The organism is Acinetobacter sp. YH01003, assembly GCF_013420525.1.
GTDB lineage: Bacteria > Pseudomonadota > Gammaproteobacteria > Pseudomonadales > Moraxellaceae > Acinetobacter > Acinetobacter towneri.
This window is the reverse complement of the sequence record NZ_VOXY01000010.1, coordinates 1-25,642: the sequence shown is the minus strand read 5'-3', so window position 1 is coordinate 25,642 and position 25,642 is coordinate 1. Positions and strand designations below refer to the sequence as shown.

The window sequence follows — 25,642 nt, the reverse complement described above, 5'->3', positions numbered from 1 at the left end:
TTAGCTTTCATGTGAAAGCTAAATAGACTGCGCGCAAATTATGGATTTGCAGCTTTGTAGCCTTCAATTGAGTTCAATACTTCTTGTTTCGCAACATCAGCACCTTCCCAACCACTTAACTTCACCCATTTGCCTGGCTCTAAGTCTTTATAGTGCTGGAAGAAGTGTTCAATTTGGCTGATCAATAATGGCGGAAGATCCGTATATTCTTGAACATCTTTATAAATTGGGGTTAATTTTTCGTGCGGAACGGCAACCAATTTCGCATCAATACCACCGTCATCTTCCATGTTCAATTTACCCACTGGGCGACAACGAATCACAGAACCTGGCTCTACTGGGTGTGGAGTCACAACCAATACGTCTAGCGGATCACCATCCAATGAAAGTGTATTTGGCACATAACCGTAGTTCGCTGGGTAGAACATTGCTGTACCCATGAAACGGTCTACAAATAATGCATCAGAATCTTTGTCAATTTCGTATTTGATTGGCGCTGCATTGGCAGGAATTTCAATGATCACATAGATGTCATTTGGTGCATCTTTACCCGCAGGGATATTGCTGTAGCTCATAGCATCACTCTTAAACAAGTTAAATCTTTTTAAAACCGCGTCAATTATAACGGTTTTCTGTCCTGAATTACTGCGCGATTATACATCTGCAAGGCAAAAATACATATTTTCAGACATGACTTGATCAGGTCAGTTTAATCACCATCAGCAAAATACAAATTGGGCAAAGTAAAGACAGCATCCAAACAATTGAACGCAACGTCGCCCAATTGGCTAAATAACAAATTCCATAAATAATGCGTAGCACAATATAAGCAATACCAAACATCATCACCACCACTTGTGGGATGACCATATATTCCGCCATGAGCACTGCAGCAATGAACAAAGGCAAACTTTCAAAACTATTTTGTTGTACGGCATTGGCACGTGCAGCCAAACCTGTAGTTTTGGCTAAAAATTCACGTGGATTTTGGTTATCTTCACGTTTAAAGCCGCCTGCCATTTTTGCGACAACAGCAAAGACATACGGCAATAAGCAAGCAATTATAATTAGATAAACAATTCCACTTATGCTTTGCATCAATTTTTTCTCATAAACTGTATTGAGAACTTATCATAACATGGCATTTCTTGAATAAATTTTGTTAAATAGCATGTTTTAAGCAATTGTATAAAGGATCCATTATGGTCAGCCCAGATCAAAAGGAAATGTTAGATGTACTTGAAAAGCAGCGCCAACATCAACTGCGAGTGGATCGTGTTTTAAAAATTGTGTTGCCTATTGTGGCATTTTTATTGATGGTGATTTGCGCCAACATGAACGTATGGTCCACCATTTTTACGTTTATCGTATTGTGGGTTGCGTTTTATGCTGTGGGTATTAAGCGTTTACCGCTGTGGCACTGGCTGATTGTGATTGTGGTGTATTGCCTGATTGATAATATTTTAAGTTATGGCAGTTTCAATCAGTCTGGGTTTAGCCGACAGTTTGGCGCTATGTTTATTTTCTTAGGCATTGTTGGTGTTGGCCGTCGTTATTTTGACCGCTGGCTCATGAAAGAATAATGCTGTTTTGTTCTAAGATATAACGATTGGTTTTCTAAAAAAGAACCATAAAAAAATGCCCCTGAATGTTCAGGGGCATTTTTTAGAATATGCTGAATGAATTATGCAGTTTTACGCAAATCTTTACGTAAGATTTTACCCACGTTCGATTTTGGCAATTCATCCATAAACTCTACATAACGTGGGCGTTTATAGCCAGTTAAGTTCTCTTTAGCGAATGCTAATACTTCTTCTGTGGTCAATGATGGATCTTTTTTCACTACAAACAGTTTTGGCACTTCACCTGATTTTTCATCTGGTACACCAATTGCAGCCACTTCCAATACTTTCGGATGCTTCGCAATCACTTCTTCAATTTCAGATGGATAAACGTTAAAGCCTGATACCAAAATCATGTCTTTTTTACGGTCTACAATTTTCACATAGCCCCGTGAATCCATAACACCAATGTCACCTGTACGGAAGAAACCATTAATCATCACTTTATCGGTTTCATCTGGACGGTTCCAATAGCCTTTCATGACTTGTGGACCACGGATTGAAATTTCACCTTGCTCACCCAGTGGAACTTCATTGCCATCATCATCCAAAATAGCCACTTCAGTTAATGGTAATGGAATACCGATTGTGCCACTAAATTCTTCAGATGCAGGTGGGTTTGCAGTCGCAACAGGAGAAGTTTCAGATAAACCATAACCTTCAATAATGTTGGTACCTGTGACTTTTTTCCACGCTTCAGCTGTTGATGGCAATACTGCCATACCACCGCCCATCGCCATCTTCAATTTGCTGTGATCGAGCTGTTTAAACTCTTCATTGTTCACTAACGCATTGAATAACGTGTTTACTGCAGGGAAGAATGTCGGCTGATATTTACGCAATTCTTTCATTACCGCAGGTAAGTCACGCGGGTTTGGAATTAAGACGTTTGCCTGACCTTTGTACATGCCGTAAAGCGCACACACCATGAATGCAAAGATGTGATACAGCGGCAATGCACAGAAAATACGGTCATCTGGCTGACCATCTTGTGCACCGAATTTACTCTGGAAAATACCATCACATTGCAGCATGTTTGCCACAAGGTTGCGGTGTGTTAATTCTGCACCCTTAGATACACCTGTTGTACCACCCGTGTATTGCAACACAGCCGTATCACTTAAAGTTAAGCTTGGGCGTTTGTAGTTGCTTGGGCTTACTTTAGACATTGCTGCGTTAAATTTAACGTGACCCGGAATGTTCCATGCAGGAATTTGCTTACGCACTGAACGTAAAACAAAATTCACCAACGTGCCTTTTAATGCACCTAGCATATCGCCCACAGAAGCAACAACCACGTGCTTCACAGGAGTTTTACCAATAATCGCCTGATAAACGGATGCAAAGTTTTCAATAATGACTAAAACTTCAGAACCAGAGTCATTTAATTGATGCTCTAACTCACGTGAAGTATAAAGTGGGTTCACGTTCACCAATACTAAACCTGCGCGGAACACCCCCAGTGCAACCACAGGATATTGAAGTACGTTCGGCATCATCACCGCAACACGCGAGCCTGGTGCCAAACCTAAACTTTGTAAATAAGTTGCAAATTTACGGCTAGCTTCTTCTAGTTCACTAAAGCTTAAAACCTTATCCATAAAGATAAAGGCATCACGTGAACCAAATTTTTGGAAATTACGTTCAAAAATGTCTACGAGTGACGTATTTTCTGCAGGCAGTTCTACAGTTTCTGGAATCCCTGTCTTTTGGTATTCAGCAAACCAAATCTTTTCCATAATGCCAATTTCTCCAATCAATAATCCTTAGTTTTAAACTGTTTTTCTCAATACAGGACGTCGTTGTTTGCTTGTTTATGTCCCGTATTGCATCCATTTTCACGAATACAAACCATATATAACGTATTTTGCTTAAAAAACGCTAGTATTATCTTTGAATTAACAGTTTATTTGCTTTTTGGTAACCGCGTGGTAAGAGCTGACCTTTCGTGCCGCGCTTCGCCACATACTTCAGCAAATCGTCACCTTTGAGTTTGAGTTGTTGCTGTCCTGCAAATACTTGAATTGCTTCATCTAAACTTAAAGGTAACATAGACACCAACTGATCTTTTTCCTCAAGTTGTATCAATTTATTACCTTTACCTTTATTCAAAATTGGCAATTCTGACAGCTCAATCACCAGTAAACGCCCTGCTGAACTGAGCAGTGCAACATGACTCGCGTGTTCAATCATTTGCAAGTTCATCACTGTCGATTGTTCGGGCAAAGACAGGAATGCTTTACCTGCTTTGGCATTGGTATCTAGCTGTTTGGCCTGTGTTTTAAAGCCGTAACCTTTACTGCTGGCTGCTAAAATTTCAGCTTCATCATCGGCAATCAGCAATTGTTTAAAGCCAACGCCACTGGCAGGGGCAAGTTTTGAACTTAATGGTTCTCCCAAGCCACGTGCCGAAGGCAAGCTATTAATTGGCAACGCATAACTGCGTCCCGTATCATCTAAAATATAAACGCGCTGATTAGACTTGCCTTGCGCATGACTGAGATATTGATCACCTGCACGGAAGTTTAGATTTTCCGCATCGACCTCATGCCCTTTGGCACAACGAATCCAGCCTGCTTCAGACAACACCACCGTTACAGGGTCGGCAGGTAGCATATCTTGTTCATTAATCGCAGTCGCTTCGGCACGCAATACAATTGGTGAACGACGATCATCACCAAATTTTTTCGCGTCTTCTTTCAACTCACTGATAATTAAGTTTTTCAATGATTCAGGATTCGCCAATTGTTCACGAATAATGGCAGCGCGTGCTTCTAATTCTTCTTGTTCACGGCGAATTTCCATTTCTTCAAGCTTGGCTAAATGGCGTAGCTTTAACTCCAAAATGGCTTCGGCCTGAATTTCATCAATACCAAAATGCGCCATCAACTCGGCTTTAGGATGATCTTCTTCACGAATAATCCGAATCACGGTATCAATATCTAAATAGGCAATCAGCAAACCTGCCAAAATGTGCAGTCGCTTTTCGATTTTATTAAGATGATATTGCAAACGACGTGTGACGGTATTTTTACGAATCTCAATCCATTCCAGCAAAATACGACGAATCGATTTCACCTGCGGACGACCATCTGCGCCAATCATGTTCATATTGACACGATAGCTCGATTCTAAATCGGTCGTGGCAAACAAGTGACTCATCACCGCTTCGGCATCAATACGGTTAGAACGGAGTACAATCACCAAACGGGTTGGGTTTTGATGGTCAGATTCATCACGCACATCGCTCACCAACGGCAGTTTTTTCGCCTGCATTTGATCGGCAATTTGGGTAATGATTTTTGAACCCGAAACCTGATACGGCAATTCGGTAATCACGATTTCATTTTTTTCGATGCTGTACACCGCACGCATACGGTAACTACCACGACCTGTACTTTGCATTTTCAGCAATTCTTCAGGTGGGGTAATAATTTCAGCTTTAGTCGGTAAATCTGGTGCAGGAATATATTCTGCAACTTTTTCGTCGGTTAAATTTGGGTTACGAATCAGGGCAATTGTGCCTTTCACCACTTCACGCAAGTTATGCGGTGGAATATCGGTCGCCATTCCCACGGCAATACCTGTGGTGCCGTTAAGCAAAATATTCGGTACACGCGCAGGCAAATTGACAGGTTCTTTTAATGAGCCATCAAAGTTATCTTGCCAATCACAAGTACCTTGCCCCAATTCCGCCAAAAGTACTTCACTATATTGCGATAGTTTGGCTTCGGTATAACGCATGGCGGCAAAGGATTTAGGATCATCGGGTGACCCCCAGTTGCCCTGCCCTTCAATAAATGGGTAACGATAACTGAACGGCTGCGCCATCAACACCATAGCTTCATAACAAGCAGAATCACCATGTGGATGGTATTTACCCAATACATCCCCTACGGTACGGGCCGATTTTTTCGGTTTGCCGCTGTGCTTGAGTCCAAGCTCACTCATGGCGTACACAATACGGCGTTGTACAGGTTTCAAACCATCGCTGATATGGGGTAATGCACGATCCATAATCACGTACATGGCATAGTTAAGGTATGCACGTTCAGTAAATTCTGCTACGGAACGGTTTTCTGTTGCATGATGCGCAAGGCTTGTCATAAAACCTGTCGTCCTAAATCATTTGTTTTTGTATCAATCGGCTTATGCTATGCCGCAGCAGCATCCTGCACAAGGGCTAGTAAGGATGCTCTGCGACAATTTGTGTCTTATGCCGTAAAAATATTCATTTTATAAAAAACAGCAATGCAAAATATACGATGGCTGGTGGTTATTTTACAAACCTATCGACTCTAAAGTTCTGCCTTTGGTTTCTTCACCCAACACCACAATCACCAAAGCAACGGCCAATAAAACCGCTGTAAACATCATAAAGACATAACTAAAGCCATTTTGCATGACCATCATGTGTGTGACCACCATTGGGGCGATAATACCGCCCATACGCCCAATCGCCGAGGCCCAACCTGAACCAAAAGCACGAATATTGGTTGGATATTGTTCAGGAGTATAAGTGTATAGCACACCCCATGCGCCCAAGTTGAAGAACGACATCAAACAACCCCAGAACATGATCATCGCTACACTGTCGGCCTGACCAAAGAAATAAGCCGATACGGCACACATGCCAATAAAACCAGCTAGTGTGGCTTTGCGCCCTAATTTTTCGACCAGCCAAGCAGCTGCAATATAACCGGGTAATTGCGCCAAAATCATGCCCAACACATATTCAAATGACTGTACGATGCTGTAGCCTTGCTGCACCAACAGACTAGGCAACCAAGTGAAAATGCCATAATAGGAATAGACAATGCCAAACCAAATCAGCCACAGCATTAAACTACGGCGTGCAAATGGCCCCGACCACAGTTGGGTAAAAGAGATATGCTGTTTAGCGGCAACAGGCTGAACTTCAATCTGTTCAATGACTTCTACCCCACATTGACGCTCAAACTTTTGTACCAGTGCATGTGCTTCGGCAATACGACCACGATTGATCAGATAAGGGATAGATTCAGGGACTTTTTTCCAGATAACCAAGGCATATAAGGCAGGCAAACCACCGATTAAAAATGCTGTATGCCAATCAAATTTTGGAATCACAAAATAAGAAACCAATGCCGCACATAACCACCCCAAGCCCCAAAAACTTTCCAGCAATACAATAAAACGCCCACGCACATGCGCAGGAATGTATTCACTGACCAACGTCACCGCTACGGGAAGCTGCCCGCCCAAACCTAAACCGACAATAAAGCGAAAGACCAGTAACCAAGTTAAATTCGGTGCAAAGGCACAAGCGGCAGTAGCTAGACTGTAAATCACCAAGGTGGTGGCAAATACAGTTTTACGTCCAATTTTATCGGCCAGACCACCTGAAAAGACTGCCCCAATGGCCATTCCGACAAAACCAATCGACACCACCATGCCTTTTTCGGCAGGGGTCATGCTCCAGTCTTCTGCCATTTTTGCCAAAATAAAGGAGATCAGTCCTGTATCCATGGCATCAAACATCCAGCCCAGACCAATCACCACCAGTAGGCTATAGTGGAATTTTCCAATGGGTAGACGTTGCACACGCGAAACTAAATCCATAACACACTCTTTAAGTTGGCTAAAAGGATATGGGCTAAAACACAACTGCTGTTGTATTTTTATACTATGAATTGACAGGATGTGGATAGCATTAAAAAACCGATCTGGTGATCGGTTCGCTTCTATTTAGATATTCAATACAATTCTTATAACCAATTAGGTTTCATCTTTAGAGGATGCTGAATGTTCATCATCGTCCTGATAAATAAATTTAGGCATTTCTAAGCCAAAATAAATCGCAATCAAACGCAAAGTAAAACCAAAAACAAGTGTTGAGATCACGGTCAATTCAAGCGACAAACCGATTTCGATACACAACCAATAGCAAATCACGGACACAAAAGAAATACTGGCATATAGCTCACGGCGGAACACTAAAGGCACATCGTTACACAGAATATCACGCAGAATCCCACCTGACACACCTGTTAAGACGCCTGCAACGGCAGACACCACAAAGCCATGCCCCATTTCCAAAGCAATTTGACAACCAATAATAGTGAAGCCAATTAAGCCTAAAGCATCGAGCACCAAGAAAATGGAACGTAAATGACGCATCCATTTGGCAATTAAAATGGTGATAAAAGCTGCAATACAGGTCAGCACCAAATATTCAGGATGTTTGACCCAAGTCAGCGGATAATGCCCCAACAATACATCTCGCACCGAACCACCGCCCAATGCGGTGACACAGGCAATTAAGGTGACACCAAACCAGTCCATGCTGCGACGCCCTGCAGACAATGCGCCTGTCATCGCTTCTGCGGTAATCGCGATTAAGTAAATGACCAACAACAACATGGACTTGCCCTTCTTTCACTAGGCCAATAGATGCGCGTTATAATAAGCGAAAAACCAAGATAAAGTTATAAAAATTGCGCACAACATTGCTTAAGTTTTTTACCCGAACCACAAATACACGGCTGTTTCATAGTCGGCTGTTGCCCTGTGGTCGGATCTAGAAAATACCAGCGTGCCTGATGTTGCACAAAATGGGAAATTTCATGGTGAATTTGCGTCTGCTTGGCATCGTGGTAATGGGCTTTAAATTCAACTTGGGCATGGCTTTTATCTAGCTTTTCATTGCTATTCAGCACTTCGAGCTTTAACCATTGATTCGACTTGCTCCAATCTGCAATTGCGTCAACATCCAAACTTGCCTGTTGTCCTAGCGCAGTAGTTTGCACAATATAATCAATTTGTTGCAAGGCAAAAGCGCTATAGCGTGAACGCATGAGTTGGCTCGCGGTTTCCGCATGTGCCTGCCCCACGTGTAAAGGTTGGCAGCAGTATTGATAATCGCCTTGCCCGCACGGACATGCCAAGTGATGCATAGAAAATTCCAGAAATTTAAATCAATAATAGGGTCTGTTGACACTTCGTCTATATTTGCAATAGCAACAGCCCCAAAACAGCCTGACAATGCAGGCTATTTTAGCGGAAGCACAAGACTGAAATGCAGTTTGGCGTTCAGTTTATGATGCGCTTGAAGATTCCTGCTGAATCAAATGCACTTTTTCAATTTTATGTCCATCCATGGTCACAATTTCAAAAACATAACCATCGGAAAGCAGCTTTTCACCGTTTTCAGGCAAACGCCCCAAATGGAATAAAATATAGCCTGATAAAGTTGAATATTGCTCGCTTTCATCCACCAAATCACGACCTAATAATAAAGATACGTGACGAATATCAATGGAACCATCTAGCAATAATGTGCCATCTTCCAAACTTTCAGCACTGGCTTCGAGAGCATCTTCATCAGGGAATTCGCCTGCAATTGCTTCCAGAATATCAATAGGTGTGGCAACGCCTTCAATCGAGCCATATTCATTCAGCACAATCGCCATTTGCAGCGGTGCTTGACGCAATTGCTCCATCACCATCAAAACTTGGGCATTTTCATGCACAATCACGGGTTCACGCAAATGTGTTTCAAAGTCCAGTACACCTGTTTCAATGTATTGATTCATGACTTTATGGGTTAAGACAATGCCTGAGATATTGTCCAGTTCACCACGTGCCACAATCACTCGTGAATGGGTCATACTTAATAATTGGCTGCGAATTGAGGCATCATCTTCGTCTAAATCAATCCATTCCAGTTCAGGACGTGGCGTCATTACCGATTTTACAGGACGCTCAGATAAGCCCAACACTCCTTGTACCATCACGCTGTGATAGACGCCATTTTCAGCATCAAAGACTTCATCAGCAAAGGCGCGGGTAGCCAAAACATCTTCGTTGATATGACTGCTTTCTGTCGTATTTTGACTTTTGCCACCTAACATCCGCATCACAGCCGAAGCAGTACGGTAGCGTAAATCGGTGGTGGTCACGGTTTTTTCCTGATTTCTGCGGATGGTTTGGTTCAGGAATTCAATCATCACCGAGAAGCCGATGGCGGCATATAAATAGCCTTTTGGAATGTGATAGCCAAAGCCTTCCACCACCAATGAGAAACCAATCATCATCAGGAAGCACAGGCATAGAATCACCACGGTAGGATGCTTATTGACAAAGTCCATGAGCGCTTTAGAGGCCCACAACATAATGCCAATGGCGATAATCACCGCAATCATCATGACCGATAAATGCTGCACCATGCCCACAGCGGTAATCACGCTGTCGAGTGAGAACACCGCATCTAGCACCACAATCTGCACAATCACCATCCAGAAAGTCGCGTGCACAGGGTTTTCTTCTTTTAGTGCTGGTTTGCCTTCAATGCGTTCGCGCAGTTCCATGGTGCCTTTAAACAACAGGAACACACCACCAAACAGTAAAATCAGGTCACGTCCAGAGAAAGGATGTTCAAAAATATGAAACAGTGGTTGGGTCAGAGTGACGACCCACGCGATAGAGGCGAGTAAAATCAGGCGCATCCCCAAGGCGAGAAGCAAGCCCACCACCCGTGCCGTATTGCGTTGTTCTGGCGGTAACTTTTCTGCCAAAATGGCAATAAACACCAAGTTATCAATGCCTAATACAATTTCGAGTACGATCAGGGTCAATAACCCAACCCACGCAGCGGGGTCAGACATCCATTCAAAGATCATGCACTCTTCTCCTGAATATCATGGGTCAAACGTGCCACACGGCGATGACACTGAAAAGATAAGTTTGCTTGCTCTGGTTGGCACAGCATGTAATTTAAAAATATTCGTTCGGTGCGACTACTGCCACTGTCCATGACGATTCTATAGTTGTCAGACAAGCTTTGAGTATAGGAAAGTTTGCGCTCAGATTCATCCCCTTTTTGCGACATCATCCACGTCAATGCAGCACTTTCACAAATCTTTGCAAATTGAACACTGCATACTGACGGGTTTGTCATATTTGAGCACTAAGCTAGAGCCAACAAAAAGAACATGCTATGGTGAAGAAAATAAATGAATAGCGAATTAAGAATGACCCAATATATCAATAATCCATCTCCTCAAACCTCTCAACCTTTGGTGGCACTGTACTGTGGTTCGCGCTCTGGCAATAACCCGATTTATCAGGAAAAAGCAGTACAACTGGCAAGAAAACTGGCCGAGCAAGGCTTTGGTATGGTCTACGGCGGTGCGAGTATTGGATTAATGGGTTTGGTTGCCGACACCGTTGTGCAACATGGTGGGCAAGCGGTGGGAGTAATTCCTGAATTTATGCTGGATTATGAAATTGCCCACAGTAATTTAACCGAGTTACACGTAGTCAAAAGCATGCATGAGCGTAAAGCGATGATGGCAGATCGCGCCAGTGCTTTTGTGGCGTTGCCAGGCGGCTTGGGTACTTTTGAAGAGATTTTGGAAATTGCCACTTGGGGGCAATTGAATCAGCACCAAAAACCGATGATTTTATATAATGTAAATGGCTTTTATGATGCGCTGATTCAGCAGTTAGATCATGCGGTACACGAAGGTTTTTTACCACCACAGCACCGCGCTAAACTGATCGTGTGTAACCACTCCCATAAAATTATTAATGCCTTGAAGAATTTGGATTCTCCACGTCATTTTGTGGGTTGAACTTTTTTAGCTACATGAAATAGCAATAAAAATGAAAGTGAAAGCGAGTCGGTGACTCGCTTTTTTTAATTCACTGTTCATTGGTTTTTACAGCACAAAAAAGAGAACACCAAAGTGCCCTCTTTAATAGATTTCTAATTTTGCAATGCTGTTAGTTAAGCTTGATTTGGTAGACGGCAGTAGTTCCACTGACTTCATTACCCACAACTAACAGTGGCTTGCCGTTAGGCGAGTCTTTGGCTGCAATAAAGATCAAACCTTCGGGACCGAGATTTGAATTTTCAACGGTAACCTCATTACCTTCTGCATCGAAAGATGTACGGGTTTCACCAAACTTACGATCATTAAAATACTCAACAAAAGATGCTTGTGTCGGTTGGGTAATGTCGTACACCATAATGCCACCCATACGCTCCAACCCAATAAAGGCAAAAGTTTTTTGACCAATTTTACCTAAAGCAATGCCTTCAGGCTCAGGGCCTTTATTGTCACTACGATCATCTATACTTAATTTTTCATGATTGGTATTAAAGTATTCTGGAAATAATTCAGCAGCTTTACGTTCAAAGTCATTTTTTGAGTCCCAAACAATTTTTTTGGTTTTAGGATCTACAATACTGAACGAGCGGCCACCATAAGCATATAGTTTGTCATAGGTCATGAAACCATCGCTGTCTAGCACAGGCTCACCATTTGTATCTTTCTTGTAACCTTGCGTCCAAGTAATCGTCAAACGACCCAATTGTGAATCTTTAATTAAATTATCTACACAAACTTCATTGGCATCTGTAGTGGTACATGCTTTAAATACGTTTGAATCAAGCTTTGCGCCTTTAACCCCTGACTTTAATAGACGTAAATGCGCTGCATAATCGCCATTGGTACTGAAGCCTTTATTATTGAATAAGTGTTTAACACGAATTTCTTCTGCATAACCCTGAGTTATTTCATCCGTACCAAAATATAAGTCTTCATCAACCAACCATTCACGCGCATCGCCTTCATTGGCAGTGACCAAGTAGCTTTGTCCATTGGCTTGATATTGCGCAATTGCATCTGGCATATACATGCCGTATAAGCCTGGCCAAGCTTGAATATTAATCATCCCCTCATTTTTAGCACAGGCTGTAATCGTTTTACCGTTATAGTCTTGTTTACCAACAACACAATCACGATCACCAGCATCTAAAGCATTTGCAGCTAAGCCAAAGTCTTTATAGCCCAAGGGGAAAATATCGACCACTTGGTCTTGAATCAAATCAATCACAGCAATAGCATTGTTTTCTTGTAGACTTGCCCAAGCAGTTTTACCATCGTCACTCACCGCAATATATTCAGGCTCTAAATCTTGTGCGACAGTCGCATTTGGCCCAAAAATACGCACGCCCGCATCAAGCAATTCCTGCTTACGTGTATTCCATGCCTGAAAATCTGCAGTTTTTACAGTAGGCTTGTTGATGTCAGTTAGATTAATAATACTGATTGAACCTTCTGGATCAATCTTATAACCTTCATTTGGCTCACCTTCATTGGCAACCAAGACTTTTTTGCCATCTGGAGTAAAAGTCAACATATCAGGCAATGCACCGACTTCAACTTTGCTGATAAAGCTCAGGTCTTTGGCTTTAAAAAATGCCACGATGCCTTTATCAGTTTTAGGTGTTGCCTGAACAGCTAAAGCGACAATACCTTGATGTACCGCAACACTATTGACTTCAGAATTCGCCAAATGAGTCTTGGCATCCAAGCTGTTCAGCTTAACAGGTGCACTTGGGTTGCTTAAATCCAGTACATCGACCACGCCATTTTTCGCATTGACTACAAATAAACGTTTACTTTCAGCATCATAAGCAGAAATTTCCGCAGCACTCGCACCAAAAACTTGTGCATCGTATTCCCCTAAACGCTCCAAACTAATTGTTGTAGGTGTTGCTTCAACAACTTCTTCTTTTACAGGAATAGGATCATTATTATCATTACATCCCACCATCCCCACAGACAATAAAGCCAACATTAATGCAGAAATTTTCGTTTTCATAAATTACTCATCATTTTTCTAAATGCACCCAACTTACAAACTCAAAGTGAATAATCGGTGACAAATAGATGACAATTTCATGGCATTTACTTGAATTTTCAAACACTTTTCATACTTTTGCAGATGCAGTCCGCTAGATTGCAAAATGGTTTAAACTAGACCAAATGTCCATTTTGCCGAGTTATGAACCAAACACCGACCCATCAAGCCCTGCATCCTGAATACCGCCTTTTGGTATTTCTAGTTTCAATTGGCTTTTTTATGCAGGCGCTCGACACCACCATTGTGAATACAGCAATCCCTGCAATGGCACACAGCCTGCAGGAAGACCCGCTGCGGATGCACAGTGTGGTGGTGGCGTATGTACTCTCGGTGGCAGCGTGTATTCCATTAAGTGGATGGTTGGCAGATCGTTTTGGGGTACGCAACACCTATTTTGCAGCGATTATTATTTTTACCCTTGCCTCTTTGGGTTGTGCTGCTGCGGCGAGCCTGAATGAATTACTATTTTATCGGGTGATTCAAGGCATCGGTGGTGCATTGCTCTTGCCTGTCGGGCGCTTGGCGATGCTCAAAATTATTCCACGCACTCAGTTTTTATCTGCCATGAGCCTGATGAGCCTGGCAGGGTTGATTGGCCCCTTAATTGGCCCAACGCTGGGCGGTTGGTTGGTCGAAGTCGCCACGTGGCACTGGATTTTCCTGATCAATATTCCTATGGGCATCTTGGGCTGTTGGATTTGTATCAAAGCCATGCCAAATGTGACTGAAACTGAAGTTAAAAACTTTGATTTTCTCGGGTTTATCCTATTAGTTGTGGCGATGGCGGGCTTATCTTTAGGCATCGAAAATTTTGCCAATCCACAATATAACCTGCTTTGGAATTTTGCGTTAATCTTGGCTGGTGGTATTGCTGCAGCATGCTATGCTCGCCATGCTCACACCCATCAAAATGCCTTATTTCGCAGTGATTTATTTAAAAATCGCTTATATGCGATTGGTATTTTAGGTAACTTTTTTGCCCGCTTCGGGGGCAATGCCATGCCTTTTATCATGCCAATCATGCTGCAGGTGGCTTTTGGTTTTGAACCGTTTCTCACGGGTTTGATGATGATTCCGACTGTGCTCGGTTCTTTGGTATCTAAACCAATTATTCGGCCTTTAATTCAACGTTTTGGCTATCGGCAGTTTTTACTGACCAATACGTTATTGGTCGGGGCGTGTATTGCTAGTTTTGCGCTGACCACTGCTGAAACTGCGACTTGGTTACGTGCCTTACATTTTTTTATATTTGGGGTGCTTAATTCATTGCAGTTTGTGGGTATGAATACCTTTACGCTCAAAGATTTACCTCAACAAGATGCCAGCAGCGGCAATAGTTTTTTATCAATGATTATGATGCTGTCGATGAGTATTGGCGTGGCATTGGCAGGTACTTTGGTGAATATGTTTAGTGCCTATTACGGCGCAGAACAGTTAGTCAGTGCCTTTCATGCCACTTTAATTTGTTTGGGTGTATTAAATATTTTGGCATTTTTAGTGTTTTGGAATATCCCCAAACACACGGCTGTTTAAAACGCCATTACCGAAAGCGCATGGTGCTACACCGCACTGCACGTTATGATATGACTTTGCTCCGCGAAGCTTTTTCAACATGCGCAAACCGTCCAATCAAGCTAAAAACTCAGCTTTTACACCGCACTATCGTATGACCATTGCGATGCTTGGCAGTGCTGTTTTGGCGGTTTTATTGTATTTGGGTGTGTTGCGCCAACAACCTGCGGCAACCGAAGAATATCCGATTCAAGGATTTGACGTGTCACATCATCAAGGCGATGTTCAGTGGCATAAAATTTCCCCACAAAAATATGCCTTTGTCTATTTAAAAGCCACCGAAGGGGGCGATTTTAAAGACCGTAAATTTCAGGATAACTGGCTCAAAGCCCGTGAACATGGCTTTTTGGTCGGCGCCTATCATTTTTATCGCTTATGCCGTGATGGAGCAATTCAGGCAGAAAACTTTATTGCGACTGTTCCAAAAAAATCCGACAGTTTGCCACCTGTAATTGACTTGGAGTATGACAGTAACTGCATCAATACCTATAGCAAAGAACAGTTACTGCGCGAAATTCAAATCATGCATGATGCGCTATATCAACATTATGAAAAACAACCGATTTTTTATGTATCCAAAGCCTTTTACAATATGGTATTGACTGAAAGTTTCAAGCAAACCCCTCTATGGGTCAGAGAATATCAGGGTAAACCACAACTGGCAGGTCAGCCAAAATGGTTGTTTTGGCAACATACCAATCAGGGTCAAATAAAAGGTATTCACACCCCAGTCGACCTAAATGTTTTTTATGGCAATACCAAACAATGGCAGCATTTTTTAACAGACAACGCAATTCAACCCACAAGACTTGAACCGAACCAGAAAAAATAACAAGATAGCTGCATCACAATAAAAAAGTACCGTCATGAAAATTATGAAAGGGCTGCTTTGGGCTGCTCTTACGCTCAGCATTTGTGCAGGATTCGCACTGCTTTACCTATTACAACCCGCAGGCAAACTAGAACAATTTTCCGCATGGCAATATTCAACAAAAACCGCAAATGCCAACTTAAAAGTACATTATTTTGGCGTATCTACCCTATTGTTTGATGATGGTGAAAACCAAATTCTGATTGATGGATTTTTTAGTCGCCCCTCTCTTGCACAAGTCATGTGGAACAAGTTAGACAGCCAACCAGCCTTATTGCACAAGTTGATTCAACAGCATCAATTACAACGCACACGTGCGATTTTGATCACCCATTCGCATTATGATCACACGCTAGATTTGCCATTTTTGGCGCAGCAACTCAAACACAGTCAAATCATCGGTTCAGAAAGTAGTTTGAACATTGCCCGTGGTGCCGCAATTCCTGAATCTCGATTAAGCCTTGTCAATCCTGCCCAACCAATACAGATTGGAAAGTTTAAGATTACGGCTATTCCATCACAGCATACCCCTGCCACCGCTGTGAATAATGATTTAGGTGAACAAATTCAACAACCATTGTCCTTACCTGCCCGTTTTTATGAATTTAAAGAAGGCGGCAGTTTTGATTATTACATTCAGCATCCTGAACAGAACATTTTAGTCAAAGCCAGTACAGGCGCGATTTCTAAACAATTACAACACTTGCAGGTAGATACTTTATTTTTAGGGATTGCACAGCTCACTAAACAATCGGTTGCTTTTCAACAGCATTATTTAGATGAAACTGTGGGAACGTTGCGCCCTCGTGTCGTGATTCCAATTCATTGGGATAATTTTTTCCAGCCTTTAGCGCGCCCTTTAGAGTTTTTGCCCCGCATTGCCGACCATAGCCCACGGAGTTTACAGCGTTTGATCGACTATGCAGAACAGCAATCGACACAGGTGATTTTGCTGAATAGCAACACGCCTTATCCGCTTGCTCCGATGCTACAACCGACTTCCTAAACATGCGATACTGTTGAAATCTAAACGCTTCATCTAGTTTGTGCCATGCGGAAAATCATTCATATTGATATGGATGCCTTTTATGCCTCTGTTGAGCTGCGCAGTCGTCCTGAATTGCAGCATTTACCTGTGGTGATTGCTTCGCATCATCCTCGTGCTGTGATTGCCGCGGCATCCTATCCTGCGCGTGAGTTTGGTTTACGTTCTGCCATGTCGATGGCACAAGCCCGCAAACGCTGCCCGCAGGTGGTGGTACTCGAACCCAATTTTGCACTCTATCGTGAGGTTTCCACACAAATTCATCAGATTTTTCAGCGTTATACACCACTTATTGAACCCTTGTCTTTAGATGAAGCTTATTTAGATGTCACCGAAAATTTACAAGGTATTCCAAGCGCAACTGAAGTCGCAATGCGGATTCGGGCAGATATTTTTCAAAGTACAGGTTTAACGGCCTCGGCAGGTGTCGCACCGAATAAATTTTTAGCCAAAATTGCTTCGGACTGGCATAAACCCAATGGCATTTGCGTGATTAAACCCAGTCAAGTGCAGCAGTTTATTCAGGACTTACCCTTAAAGAAAATTCCAGGCGTAGGTAAAGTCACGCAGGAAAAATTAAAAAGCTTGAATTTAAATACCTTAGGCGATTTGCAACACATTGAAGAAAACCTGTTGATTCATCATTTTGGCAAATATGGAAAACGCCTGTTTTTATTTGCCCAAGGGATTGATGAACGTCCTGTGCAGGCAGAACGTGAGCGCCAGCAAATTTCCAAAGAAATCACCTTTGATGATGACTTAAACTTAGCCGAATGTGCAGCTTACTGGTCTAGCTTGATTGATCAGGTTTGGCACAGTTTAGTGAAAAAACAATATGTTGCACGTGGCGTATCGGCCAAATTGAAACTCAAAAATTTTCAGGTCTTACAACATAGCAAAAGTTTTAAACAACCTCTTGAAACTAAAAATGATCTTGAAAAAGTCCTGCAGCTTTTGCTTCACGAAATGCATATTCCCGCACAGGATCAATTCCGTTTAATTGGGGTCGGTCTGTATCAACTCAGCTCTGCCGATGAGCAAGCACAACTGTCTTTACTGTAAATATCACGACTCGTAAATATCACGGATATTAAAGCTATAAACTCGCAGCACGGCATGACAGCCTGCCAAAGCAATGCTTACCGATGAATACTAAAGCTATTTTTGTATAAATTTCAGCCAAAAGAATAAAAATAAGACAATTTACCCTTCACAGTTGTGCTTTTTAGAGTAATCTATGCGCGCGATGTATTTATCCGTACATACGCTGAGATGTCAAAAATCACCATTACTTTTGGCATACTTGTCCTGTGATTGGCGTGACGATCAAATCCGAAGATTACAGGACAACTCTGCGCTTGGCACTTCGCCGCTTTAATACCGCATCTCTCTTTTCCTCATATTTTCCATTCAACTACTTTTTATTTTAAGCAGACTACTGCCTGCATATTTTCCACGTGCTTGCCTGCCTCTATAATACCTCACGCTTTTTATACCTAATCGCTTGGCGCGAGGATTACACCCAATGGCTGTTCAACGTCTACATATTCAAAAACGTTATTCTGAAATTGCAATTTCTGGAAATTTAGTCCATTTGGCAGGGCAACTGGCAGAAGACACACAACAAGATATTGTGGGGCAAACCCAACAAACACTTGCCCTGATTGATCGTTTACTGGCAGATGCGGGTACAGATAAAAGTCACATCATGTCGGTGATGATTTTTCTAAAAAACATTGAGCGCGATTATGCCGCAATGAATCAAGTTTGGGATGCTTGGGTGGCAGATATACAAGCTTTACCGCGTACCTGCGTAGAAGCCAAGTTATACCATCCTGACGTTTTGGTTGAGATGACTGTGGTTGCAGTCAAACCTGAATAGCAACCCAACGTAAAATAGACACGATTAAATCAAGAGTCACAGCCAATTAAAAAAATCAGCATGTCATGGCGACATGCTGATTCATATTGTCTATCTAGTGACTTTAGCGGCAAGCGTTTAGCCCAATACCTTCACTTTATGGCGTACAGAATGCGCTAAAAAATCATACTTTTTTAAGGCTGTATCCAAATCTTCTAAGTCTGCATACGATGACGGTGACTGCCCAAAAGCTTCACGCAATTCGTGATATTCAGGCACATCTTCATAACGCAGCACTTTATAACCCGCCAAACGCAGCAATTCATCTTGGTATTGCGCATTGCGGCTACGTTTCAGCATCAACAAATCATCTAAGGCTACAATTGCAACGACCTGATGATTAGCATCCAACACCACAAAATCGGCCATCATATTGCGGTATTTATGTCGAGTACGTGAAAATTTCGTGGTCAGCAAGGCATCAAAAGACACATGCGCCAAGATGATATGTTGAGGTAAAATTTCCTGCAAACGTGTATACGTCAGCTGTTCATTTAAGCTAAAAATTGCACGTTGCTTTAGTGCACTGTCCTGAGGTTTTTCTCTATTTTCCAAGCCCTTAACCGCCATCAAGAGAAAGAAAATCAGTATCAAAACCCCAATCAAAATATAAATGGTCATCATTCAATCCTTAAAATCATTTTTATAGTTGTTTCGGCTTCATGCCGATTTTTTCATCAAATCAGTATATAACACGCTTTTATATTTAAACGTTCCATTTAAGAAACTACATGAAACATTGACAAAACCATCATAGAAACAGAAATTTTGTTTCACAAGCTCGCCTTTTGTCTAAGTGCTGTAGCATCTAAGCGTGTTTTTATCATTAGATACGAATACTGTATAGCATGCAAAAAAATAACAAAGCAATGCTTAACAGATTCGATTGTCGGACAATTCCGATGAAATGAAAAGCAAACAAAAAAGGCGCTGCAGCGCCTTTTGATGGATCTTAACTTCAAGTACTAAGCTTTCGATTTTGGCTTAGATTTTTTGTGTGAAAATGGACGTTTTTCACCTGTTTCACGTGGCGGCAAACCTGTGTGCTGAGTCAATATTTGCCCTTTCTTCGGACGATTACTGTTCTGAGCACGATTACCACTTTGCCCCGTACGTTTTTGTGAATCACCCGCGACAGTCGAGTTTTTCTTACGTGCCGTTTGATACTGTCCATCTGTGCCTTGCGGCTGATAGGTTGGAATCAGGTGCTGTTTAGAGTTTCCGATTAAATCTGCACGTCCCATTTCTTTTAAGGCTTCACGCAACAACGGCCAGTTGTTTGGATCATGGTAACGTAAGAAAGCTTTATGCAAACGACGACGTTTTTCGCCTTTGACAATATCCACATTTTCGGTATAACGCGCCACTTTGGCCAGTGGGTTTTTACCTGTGTAATACATGGTCGAAGCGGTCGCCATTGGCGATGGATAGAAAGTCTGTACCTGATCGGCACGGAAACCATTCTTTTTCAGCCACAACGCCAAATTCATCATGTCGTAATCGGTCGTTCCTGGGTGCGCAGCAATAAAGTACGGAATCAGATATTGCTCTTTGCCCGCCTCTTTACTGAAACGATCAAACATTTGTTTAAAACGGTCATACGTACCAATACCCGGTTTCATCATCTTAGATAATGGGCCTTTTTCGGTATGCTCAGGTGCAATTTTTAAATAACCGCCCACATGATGCGTCACCAATTCACGTACATATTCAGGGTTCAACACTGCCAAGTCATAACGTAAACCTGAACCAATCAGAATTTTTTTAATACCTTTCAGTTCACGCGCTTTACGATACAACTGAGTTAAAGGTGCATGATCAGTGTGTAAGTTTTGACATACGCCCGGAAATACACAGGAAGGTTTACGACAATTCTTTTCAATTTCAGGGTCTTTACAATGCAAACGGTACATATTTGCAGTCGGGCCACCCAAGTCTGAAATAATGCCAGTAAAGCCAGGCGCAGTATCCCGAATTTTTTCCACTTCACGCAAAATGGATTCTTCAGAACGGTTTTGGATAATTCGTCCTTCGTGTTCGGTAATCGAACAGAAAGTACAGCCACCAAAACAACCACGCATGATATTGACCGAAAACTTGATCATATCAAAAGCAGGGAAACGTGCATTGCCATAAGATGGATGCGGCAAACGTGCATACGGTAAATCGAATACATAGTCCATTTCTTCCGTAGTCAACGGAATAGGCGGTGCATTCAACCACACATCACGTTCACCATGCTTTTGCACCAAAGCACGCGCATTGCCCGGGTTAGTTTCTAAATGCAAAATACGGTTAGCATGCGCATACAGCACAGGATCATTCGCCACTTCCTCAAAAGAAGGCAAACGAATCACTGCCAATTCACGTGGGGGTAATTTGTGTTTAATTGCTTTTGAAGCAGGCTGCAATTGCACAATCTGGGTATCCGCATCTAGCTGATCACCTTCACGCACAATTGGATTGCTGACCACATCTTTCTGGAAATTTTGATATTGCGCGAGGTTGTTGCCCTTGTCTTTTTCAATCTCACAACCGTCTAAATCTTCGGTCATCACATAAGGGTTGATGATTGGATCAACACGGCCCACGCTGTCTACATCATTAGATGCAATTTCAACAAATTTGGCTTTAGACGCGCGGTTATGTTTATTAATAATAAATGCTGTACCACGTACATCTGTAATTTCGTGGATTTTTTCGCCTTTGGCCAAACGGTGCATCACTTCAATAATCGAACGCTCACCATTGCCGTACATCAATAAGTCGGCTTTAGAATCCATTAAAATTGAGCGACGAACTTTGTCAGACCAATAGTCATAATGTGCAATACGACGCAACGAGCCTTCAATCCCGCCAAGTAAAACAGGCACATCTGGAAAGGCTTCACGACAACGCTGACAATATACCGTAGCCGCACGGTCAGGACGTTTATTCGGCTGATTGTCTGGTGAATAAGCATCATCAGAACGGATTTTACGGTCTGCAGTATAGCGGTTGATCATCGAGTCCATATTGCCCGCGGTAACACCCCAAGCAATGGTCGGCTTCCCTAGTACCCGAAAAGATTCCACATTGGTCCAGTCTGGTTGGGCGATGATCCCGACACGAAAGCCCTGCGCCTCAAGCACACGACCAATCACGCCCGATACAAAAGAGGGATGATCAATATAAGCATCACCACAAACCAAAATAAAATCGCAGGCATCCCAACCAAGCTGATCCATTTCTTCGCGTGACATCGGCAAAAATGGCGCAGGCTCAAAACATGACGCCCAATATTTGTCGTAATCAAACAACGCTTTGGGTGCGGTCTGAGCAGTATAAGCAGTAGACATGGCTTGCAATTCTCGGCTGGGAAGTGGAAGATCAAAAGTCGATCAAAGATGAAAGCCGACTATTTTAGCATGAATTCCATTCATCTTGCTTGATTAAAAAACACACAAAATCAGCAAACTATTTTTATATCCTAAGTTGGTATCTGAATAAGAAAAGCATAAAGGGATAAGCCTAAAGCAATAATCCTGAATGCTTATCGCAGCGCTGTTGGTTTAATCTTTAAACGCCACGCACCATAAAGCGCCACACCCAAGACTGCAGTCATCACCCATGTCAGACCAGACCAGCCCCATTGTTCCCAAATCAGACCGCTACCACTACCGAGCAAACTCGAACCCATGTAGTAACTAAATAAATATAATGATGATCCCACTGCACGATACTGCAGTGCTTGAATCGACACCCAACTACTGGCAGTAGAATGTGCGGCAAAAAAAGCAAAGGTAAATAGCACCAATGCAGCCAATACGACGGCTAAATGTGCAATCGACATCAACCATAATGCGATCAACATTAGGACAATCACCATAGGCAACACACGTTCACGTCCAATACGATTGCCCCAGCTTGCCGCACGCGGTGAACTATAAATACCCGCCAAATAGGCAATTGAAATCACCCCAATCCAAACTTGGGAAAGCTCAAATGGTTTAGCTAGTAAATAATAGCTGATGTAATTGAAAACACTGACGAAACAGCCCATCAGCAAAAAGCCCTGTAAAAACAGGATTCTTAATTTACGGTCTGCCAAATTGGCAACAAAAGCATCTCTAAACCGCGAGAAGCGAATCGGATACGCTGTAAAATTTTTCGATGCGGGCAGTAACATATAAAAGGTGATTGCAATCAGTAAGTTCAAACTACCAATAATTAAGGTTGCCGCTTGCCAAGAAATAAAATCGACCAAGACCCCAGCAATTAAACGTCCACCCATGCCACCAATGGCCGTACCCGAAATATACAGCCCCATAGCAAAACCAATATCTTGCTGTCGAATTTCTTCACCAATATAGGTCATGGCGACCGCAGCTACACCACTCACAGCAATGCCAATAAAAATTCGTGTGGTTAAAAAGAATGACCAGATTGGAAGTAAGGCACTCAGAATTAATAAAATGGCAGCTAAAAATAAAGCCAAAACCATAATAGGTTTACGCCCAAAACGATCTGAAATAAAACCTGTGAAAAGCAAACCTATCGCCAAAGCCACAGTAGAAAATGACAGCGGGAAACTACTTTGGGTTGGTGTAACCGTAAAAAAATCGGCCAAAATTGGCATCATCGGTTGCACACAGTACAAGGTCGAAAAAGAAGCGAAACCCGCTAGAAACAACGAAAAAAGAATGGCTTTAAACGGCTTAGTACCATACTGAACATGAGATGCTGCAGCTAAATCAGACATATTTACTCCAATCACGCAATCAGTATACGCCTGTTTATGGACAAAAATAAGCTCGGTATTTTATCGTTTGCTCAAAAACAGCGTCAGTATCATTCATCACTTTGTCAGTTTTTGCTTACATGCACTGAAGCAAAATGAGGCTAGGCAGTATTTTGAGCTTACGGTATTCTTTAAAGCATAAGGAGACAGGATGTTTCCCAAACAGAAAACAACAATAATAGGTTTGAGCACCAGGATCGTGAGGTACGACAGGAGTTATACCTAAACACGAAATACAAAGAAACCCCGTCAGGATGATGGGGTTTCTTTTTATCTGTGTCTTGAGTATATAACTTTATCTATCATCACTTTCTATTTACACACCCCATAATCAAAAAGTCCCCAAACAAGGTTGAGGACTTTTGAACTTAGCACATTACAAGTTTAAGCTTTGGCAGCAACTGCTTTGCCTGCTTTAATTTGCTCAGCTTCATCTTCACTCATAATCAAGGCAACCGCAATTGCAGTGATCAACACTGGCAAACCTACTGCCATAAAGTTGAAGTGTGCAGGTAAATTCATACCCAATAAGCCGCCAATTAAAATTGGACCCACAATCGCACCCATACGACCAATGGCAGATGACCAGCCAATACCTGTTGAGCGTACCGCAAGTGGGTAATATTGTGCCACATAGCTATACAACAACATTTGTGAACCAATAGATGCTGCACCCGCCAAGAATACTAAGATGTAAAGCAAGAATTGATTAGATTGGAAGCCCATGAGGCTCATCACCAATGCACCCATGATTCCCAAGAACATCAATACAGGTTTTAAGTGGAAACGGTCTGCTAAAATACCACCACCCACGATACCAACGACTGCACCTACGTTCATCACCATCATGAACATTAAGCTGTTGTCCATAGAATAGCCTGCCGCCATCATCAGTTTTGGCAACCAGCTGCTGAGTGCATACATGGTTAATAGACAAGTAAAGAACGCTAACCAGAACAATAAAGTATTCACTGCACGACCGCGTTTGAACAAGCTCACCACGTTAGCAGCTTCAGGCACACCAACCTGATACAATTCAAAAGTGGTGTCTTCGGTAATTTTTAAATCTGGTGCTAAACGCGCTACGATTGGACGGGCTTGATCTTGCTTATTTTCTTTGACAATAAAGGTTAAAGATTCTGGCAAGAATTTCCAAATCACAGGCAATAAAAACAATGGGATACCCGCAATAAAGAACATGATTTCCCAGCCAAAACTTGGGGTAAACCATGAGCCAAGTAAGGCTGCCATTACACCACCTATAGCATAACCACTAAACATAGTAGTCACTAAGGTGCTACGCATGGTTTTAGGTGCATATTCAGAAGTTAAGGCCACAAGGTTTGGCATTACACCACCAATGCCTAAACCCGCTAAGAAACGTAAAATTGCAAACTCAGTTGGATTAGAAGCAAAGCCACCTGCAAAGGTTAAACCACTAAACAGAACGATACAGATCATGATGACTTTCTTACGACCAATTTTATCGGCCAAAGAACCAAAAATCATCGCACCAAACATCATACCTGCCAATGCAGTACTCGCGAGCATCCCCGCCTGAACAGCACTCAAGCCCCACTCATCCATCAATAAGGGTAAAACGACCCCATTAATTGCCAAGTCATAGCCATCAAATAAAATGATCAGTAGACACCATGCCACGACATTGAAATGAAATGGTTTGAATTTTGCGTGATCGATGACATCATTCACGTTAATTGCTTGATGTGCCATTCCTCACCTCCTGTGAGTTTGTGTTTCAGTAAGCTTGAATAGCAATTTTTACAGTGAAGACTTTCATTTTTATCAGTCATCCATGTCCACTTTTGCCATTCAAGTAGATTGTGTAACTTTCACACAAAACACAAAAAATAAAAATTCAACATTAGTCTAAAACATTTTATTAATTATGGGTTTATTGTTATTTTAAACACAATAAAATGTGATTATTCTTCTTAATATTTTCTTTTCCACATAAAAAAACACCCCCAACGCTAGTTGAGGGTGTTCGAATAATGAGCTGGCGATGACTTACTCTCACATGGGTAACCCCACACTACCATCAGCGCGAAGAGGTTTCACTTCTGAGTTCGGGAAGGGATCAGGTGGTTCACTCTTGCTATGGTCGCCAGCACAA

At 42.3% G+C, this 25,642-nt stretch carries 21 protein-coding genes and 1 rRNA gene; 7 read left to right on the top strand and 15 right to left on the bottom strand.

Features of this window, described 5'->3' with window-relative positions; genetic code table 11:
• Positions 1-38 precede the first annotated feature (38 nt).
• A complete protein-coding gene (ppa, locus tag FTT70_RS09440) occupies positions 39-575 on the bottom strand; it encodes an inorganic diphosphatase (RefSeq protein WP_004975651.1) in 537 nt (178 codons plus the stop codon).
• 124 nt (positions 576-699) lie between these two features.
• Positions 700-1,098 (bottom strand): MAPEG family protein, encoded by a 399-nt coding sequence (locus tag FTT70_RS09435; RefSeq protein ID WP_104852906.1) that lies wholly within the window; start codon positions 1,096-1,098, stop codon positions 700-702.
• A 104-nt stretch (positions 1,099-1,202) separates the two neighbouring features.
• Here FTT70_RS09435 and FTT70_RS09430 point away from each other — a divergent pair, with 104 nt between their 5' ends.
• On the top strand, positions 1,203-1,583 hold the full coding sequence (locus FTT70_RS09430; RefSeq protein WP_180168562.1) for a hypothetical protein: 381 nt from the start codon (positions 1,203-1,205) through the stop codon (positions 1,581-1,583).
• Between the two features lie 101 nt (positions 1,584-1,684).
• On the opposite strand, the gene FTT70_RS09425 is transcribed toward FTT70_RS09430, so the two are convergent.
• The 7 genes from FTT70_RS09425 to FTT70_RS09395 form a co-directional block, all read right to left on the bottom strand.
• Positions 1,685-3,361 (bottom strand): AMP-binding protein, encoded by a 1,677-nt coding sequence (locus FTT70_RS09425; RefSeq protein WP_180168561.1) that lies wholly within the window; start codon positions 3,359-3,361, stop codon positions 1,685-1,687.
• Between the two features lie 148 nt (positions 3,362-3,509).
• Positions 3,510-5,729 carry a DNA topoisomerase IV subunit A gene (gene parC, locus FTT70_RS09420; protein WP_096902245.1) on the bottom strand — a complete coding sequence of 740 codons (2,220 nt, stop codon included), beginning with the start codon at positions 5,727-5,729 and terminating at the stop codon, positions 3,510-3,512.
• Positions 5,730-5,903: 174 nt separating this feature from the next.
• A complete protein-coding gene (locus FTT70_RS09415; protein ID WP_104852902.1) occupies positions 5,904-7,223 on the bottom strand; it encodes an MFS transporter in 1,320 nt (439 codons plus the stop codon).
• 156 nt (positions 7,224-7,379) lie between these two features.
• A complete protein-coding gene (locus FTT70_RS09410) occupies positions 7,380-8,024 on the bottom strand; it encodes a trimeric intracellular cation channel family protein (RefSeq protein WP_004975638.1) in 645 nt (214 codons plus the stop codon).
• Positions 8,025-8,089: 65 nt separating this feature from the next.
• A complete protein-coding gene (locus FTT70_RS09405) occupies positions 8,090-8,557 on the bottom strand; it encodes a YchJ family protein (RefSeq protein WP_180168560.1) in 468 nt (155 codons plus the stop codon).
• Positions 8,558-8,698: 141 nt separating this feature from the next.
• Positions 8,699-10,282, bottom strand: coding sequence for a TerC family protein (locus FTT70_RS09400; protein WP_004975629.1), 1,584 nt, complete (start codon positions 10,280-10,282; stop codon positions 8,699-8,701).
• Positions 10,279-10,560, bottom strand: a complete 282-nt coding sequence (locus FTT70_RS09395; protein ID WP_096902250.1) for a hypothetical protein — start codon at positions 10,558-10,560, stop codon at positions 10,279-10,281. The genes FTT70_RS09400 and FTT70_RS09395 overlap by 4 nt, the downstream gene beginning before the upstream one ends.
• Before the next feature lie 55 nt (positions 10,561-10,615).
• Between FTT70_RS09395 and FTT70_RS09390 the strand changes: the two genes are divergently transcribed.
• Positions 10,616-11,236, top strand: a complete 621-nt coding sequence (locus tag FTT70_RS09390; protein ID WP_096902251.1) for a TIGR00730 family Rossman fold protein — start codon at positions 10,616-10,618, stop codon at positions 11,234-11,236.
• Between the two features lie 151 nt (positions 11,237-11,387).
• On the opposite strand, the gene FTT70_RS09385 is transcribed toward FTT70_RS09390, so the two are convergent.
• Positions 11,388-13,274 (bottom strand): choice-of-anchor I family protein, encoded by a 1,887-nt coding sequence (locus FTT70_RS09385; protein WP_180168559.1) that lies wholly within the window; start codon positions 13,272-13,274, stop codon positions 11,388-11,390.
• A gap of 183 nt (positions 13,275-13,457) precedes the next feature.
• On the opposite strand from FTT70_RS09385, the gene mdtD reads away from it, so the two are divergent.
• The 5 genes from mdtD (at position 13,458) to FTT70_RS09360 (ending at position 18,686) form a co-directional block, all read left to right on the top strand.
• Positions 13,458-14,849, top strand: coding sequence for a multidrug transporter subunit MdtD (gene mdtD, locus FTT70_RS09380; RefSeq protein WP_180168558.1), 1,392 nt, complete (start codon positions 13,458-13,460; stop codon positions 14,847-14,849).
• A gap of 133 nt (positions 14,850-14,982) precedes the next feature.
• The gene (locus tag FTT70_RS09375) at positions 14,983-15,720 is read left to right on the top strand and encodes a GH25 family lysozyme (protein WP_373685747.1); all 738 of its coding nucleotides are present in this window, start codon (positions 14,983-14,985) and stop codon (positions 15,718-15,720) included.
• Between the two features lie 34 nt (positions 15,721-15,754).
• Entirely contained in the window at positions 15,755-16,765 is a 1,011-nt protein-coding gene (locus FTT70_RS09370; RefSeq protein WP_180168556.1) for an MBL fold metallo-hydrolase, read from the top strand.
• A 45-nt stretch (positions 16,766-16,810) separates the two neighbouring features.
• Positions 16,811-17,866, top strand: coding sequence for a DNA polymerase IV (dinB, locus tag FTT70_RS09365; protein ID WP_180168555.1), 1,056 nt, complete (start codon positions 16,811-16,813; stop codon positions 17,864-17,866).
• Positions 17,867-18,329: 463 nt separating this feature from the next.
• The gene (locus FTT70_RS09360; protein WP_070154775.1) at positions 18,330-18,686 is read left to right on the top strand and encodes a RidA family protein; all 357 of its coding nucleotides are present in this window, start codon (positions 18,330-18,332) and stop codon (positions 18,684-18,686) included.
• A gap of 117 nt (positions 18,687-18,803) precedes the next feature.
• On the opposite strand, the gene FTT70_RS09355 is transcribed toward FTT70_RS09360, so the two are convergent.
• The 5 genes from FTT70_RS09355 to rrf all read right to left on the bottom strand — a co-directional run bounded on the left by FTT70_RS09355 (position 18,804) and on the right by rrf (position 25,638).
• A complete protein-coding gene (locus FTT70_RS09355; protein ID WP_167845692.1) occupies positions 18,804-19,346 on the bottom strand; it encodes a DUF2726 domain-containing protein in 543 nt (180 codons plus the stop codon).
• Positions 19,347-19,690: 344 nt separating this feature from the next.
• Positions 19,691-22,063: a YgiQ family radical SAM protein gene (locus tag FTT70_RS09350; RefSeq protein WP_179996478.1), complete on the bottom strand. Its 2,373-nt coding sequence runs from the start codon at positions 22,061-22,063 to the stop codon at positions 19,691-19,693.
• Between the two features lie 194 nt (positions 22,064-22,257).
• Positions 22,258-23,466 (bottom strand): MFS transporter, encoded by a 1,209-nt coding sequence (locus FTT70_RS09345; RefSeq protein ID WP_179993466.1) that lies wholly within the window; start codon positions 23,464-23,466, stop codon positions 22,258-22,260.
• Positions 23,467-23,889: 423 nt separating this feature from the next.
• A complete protein-coding gene (locus FTT70_RS09340) occupies positions 23,890-25,239 on the bottom strand; it encodes an MFS transporter (RefSeq protein WP_131261664.1) in 1,350 nt (449 codons plus the stop codon).
• A gap of 284 nt (positions 25,240-25,523) precedes the next feature.
• Positions 25,524-25,638 (bottom strand): 5S ribosomal RNA (gene rrf / locus FTT70_RS09335).
• Positions 25,639-25,642 lie beyond the last annotated feature (4 nt).

What these genes read in the sequence shown, in the direction of transcription:
- ppa (WP_004975651.1), bottom strand. Translation starts at nt 575, where the DNA reads ATGAGCTACAGCAATATCCCTGCGGGTAAAGATGCACCAAATGACATC.
- FTT70_RS09435 (WP_104852906.1), bottom strand. Translation starts at nt 1,098, where the DNA reads ATGCAAAGCATAAGTGGAATTGTTTATCTAATTATAATTGCTTGCTTA.
- FTT70_RS09430 (WP_180168562.1), top strand. Translation starts at nt 1,203, where the DNA reads ATGGTCAGCCCAGATCAAAAGGAAATGTTAGATGTACTTGAAAAGCAG.
- FTT70_RS09425 (WP_180168561.1), bottom strand. Translation starts at nt 3,361, where the DNA reads ATGGAAAAGATTTGGTTTGCTGAATACCAAAAGACAGGGATTCCAGAA.
- parC (WP_096902245.1), bottom strand. Translation starts at nt 5,729, where the DNA reads ATGACAAGCCTTGCGCATCATGCAACAGAAAACCGTTCCGTAGCAGAA.
- FTT70_RS09415 (WP_104852902.1), bottom strand. Translation starts at nt 7,223, where the DNA reads ATGGATTTAGTTTCGCGTGTGCAACGTCTACCCATTGGAAAATTCCAC.
- FTT70_RS09410 (WP_004975638.1), bottom strand. Translation starts at nt 8,024, where the DNA reads ATGTTGTTGTTGGTCATTTACTTAATCGCGATTACCGCAGAAGCGATG.
- FTT70_RS09405 (WP_180168560.1), bottom strand. Translation starts at nt 8,557, where the DNA reads ATGCATCACTTGGCATGTCCGTGCGGGCAAGGCGATTATCAATACTGC.
- FTT70_RS09400 (WP_004975629.1), bottom strand. Translation starts at nt 10,282, where the DNA reads ATGATCTTTGAATGGATGTCTGACCCCGCTGCGTGGGTTGGGTTATTG.
- FTT70_RS09395 (WP_096902250.1), bottom strand. Translation starts at nt 10,560, where the DNA reads ATGACAAACCCGTCAGTATGCAGTGTTCAATTTGCAAAGATTTGTGAA.
- FTT70_RS09390 (WP_096902251.1), top strand. Translation starts at nt 10,616, where the DNA reads ATGAATAGCGAATTAAGAATGACCCAATATATCAATAATCCATCTCCT.
- FTT70_RS09385 (WP_180168559.1), bottom strand. Translation starts at nt 13,274, where the DNA reads ATGAAAACGAAAATTTCTGCATTAATGTTGGCTTTATTGTCTGTGGGG.
- mdtD (WP_180168558.1), top strand. Translation starts at nt 13,458, where the DNA reads ATGAACCAAACACCGACCCATCAAGCCCTGCATCCTGAATACCGCCTT.
- FTT70_RS09375 (WP_373685747.1), top strand. Translation starts at nt 14,983, where the DNA reads ATGACCATTGCGATGCTTGGCAGTGCTGTTTTGGCGGTTTTATTGTAT.
- FTT70_RS09370 (WP_180168556.1), top strand. Translation starts at nt 15,755, where the DNA reads ATGAAAATTATGAAAGGGCTGCTTTGGGCTGCTCTTACGCTCAGCATT.
- dinB (WP_180168555.1), top strand. Translation starts at nt 16,811, where the DNA reads ATGCGGAAAATCATTCATATTGATATGGATGCCTTTTATGCCTCTGTT.
- FTT70_RS09360 (WP_070154775.1), top strand. Translation starts at nt 18,330, where the DNA reads ATGGCTGTTCAACGTCTACATATTCAAAAACGTTATTCTGAAATTGCA.
- FTT70_RS09355 (WP_167845692.1), bottom strand. Translation starts at nt 19,346, where the DNA reads ATGACCATTTATATTTTGATTGGGGTTTTGATACTGATTTTCTTTCTC.
- FTT70_RS09350 (WP_179996478.1), bottom strand. Translation starts at nt 22,063, where the DNA reads ATGTCTACTGCTTATACTGCTCAGACCGCACCCAAAGCGTTGTTTGAT.
- FTT70_RS09345 (WP_179993466.1), bottom strand. Translation starts at nt 23,466, where the DNA reads ATGTCTGATTTAGCTGCAGCATCTCATGTTCAGTATGGTACTAAGCCG.
- FTT70_RS09340 (WP_131261664.1), bottom strand. Translation starts at nt 25,239, where the DNA reads ATGGCACATCAAGCAATTAACGTGAATGATGTCATCGATCACGCAAAA.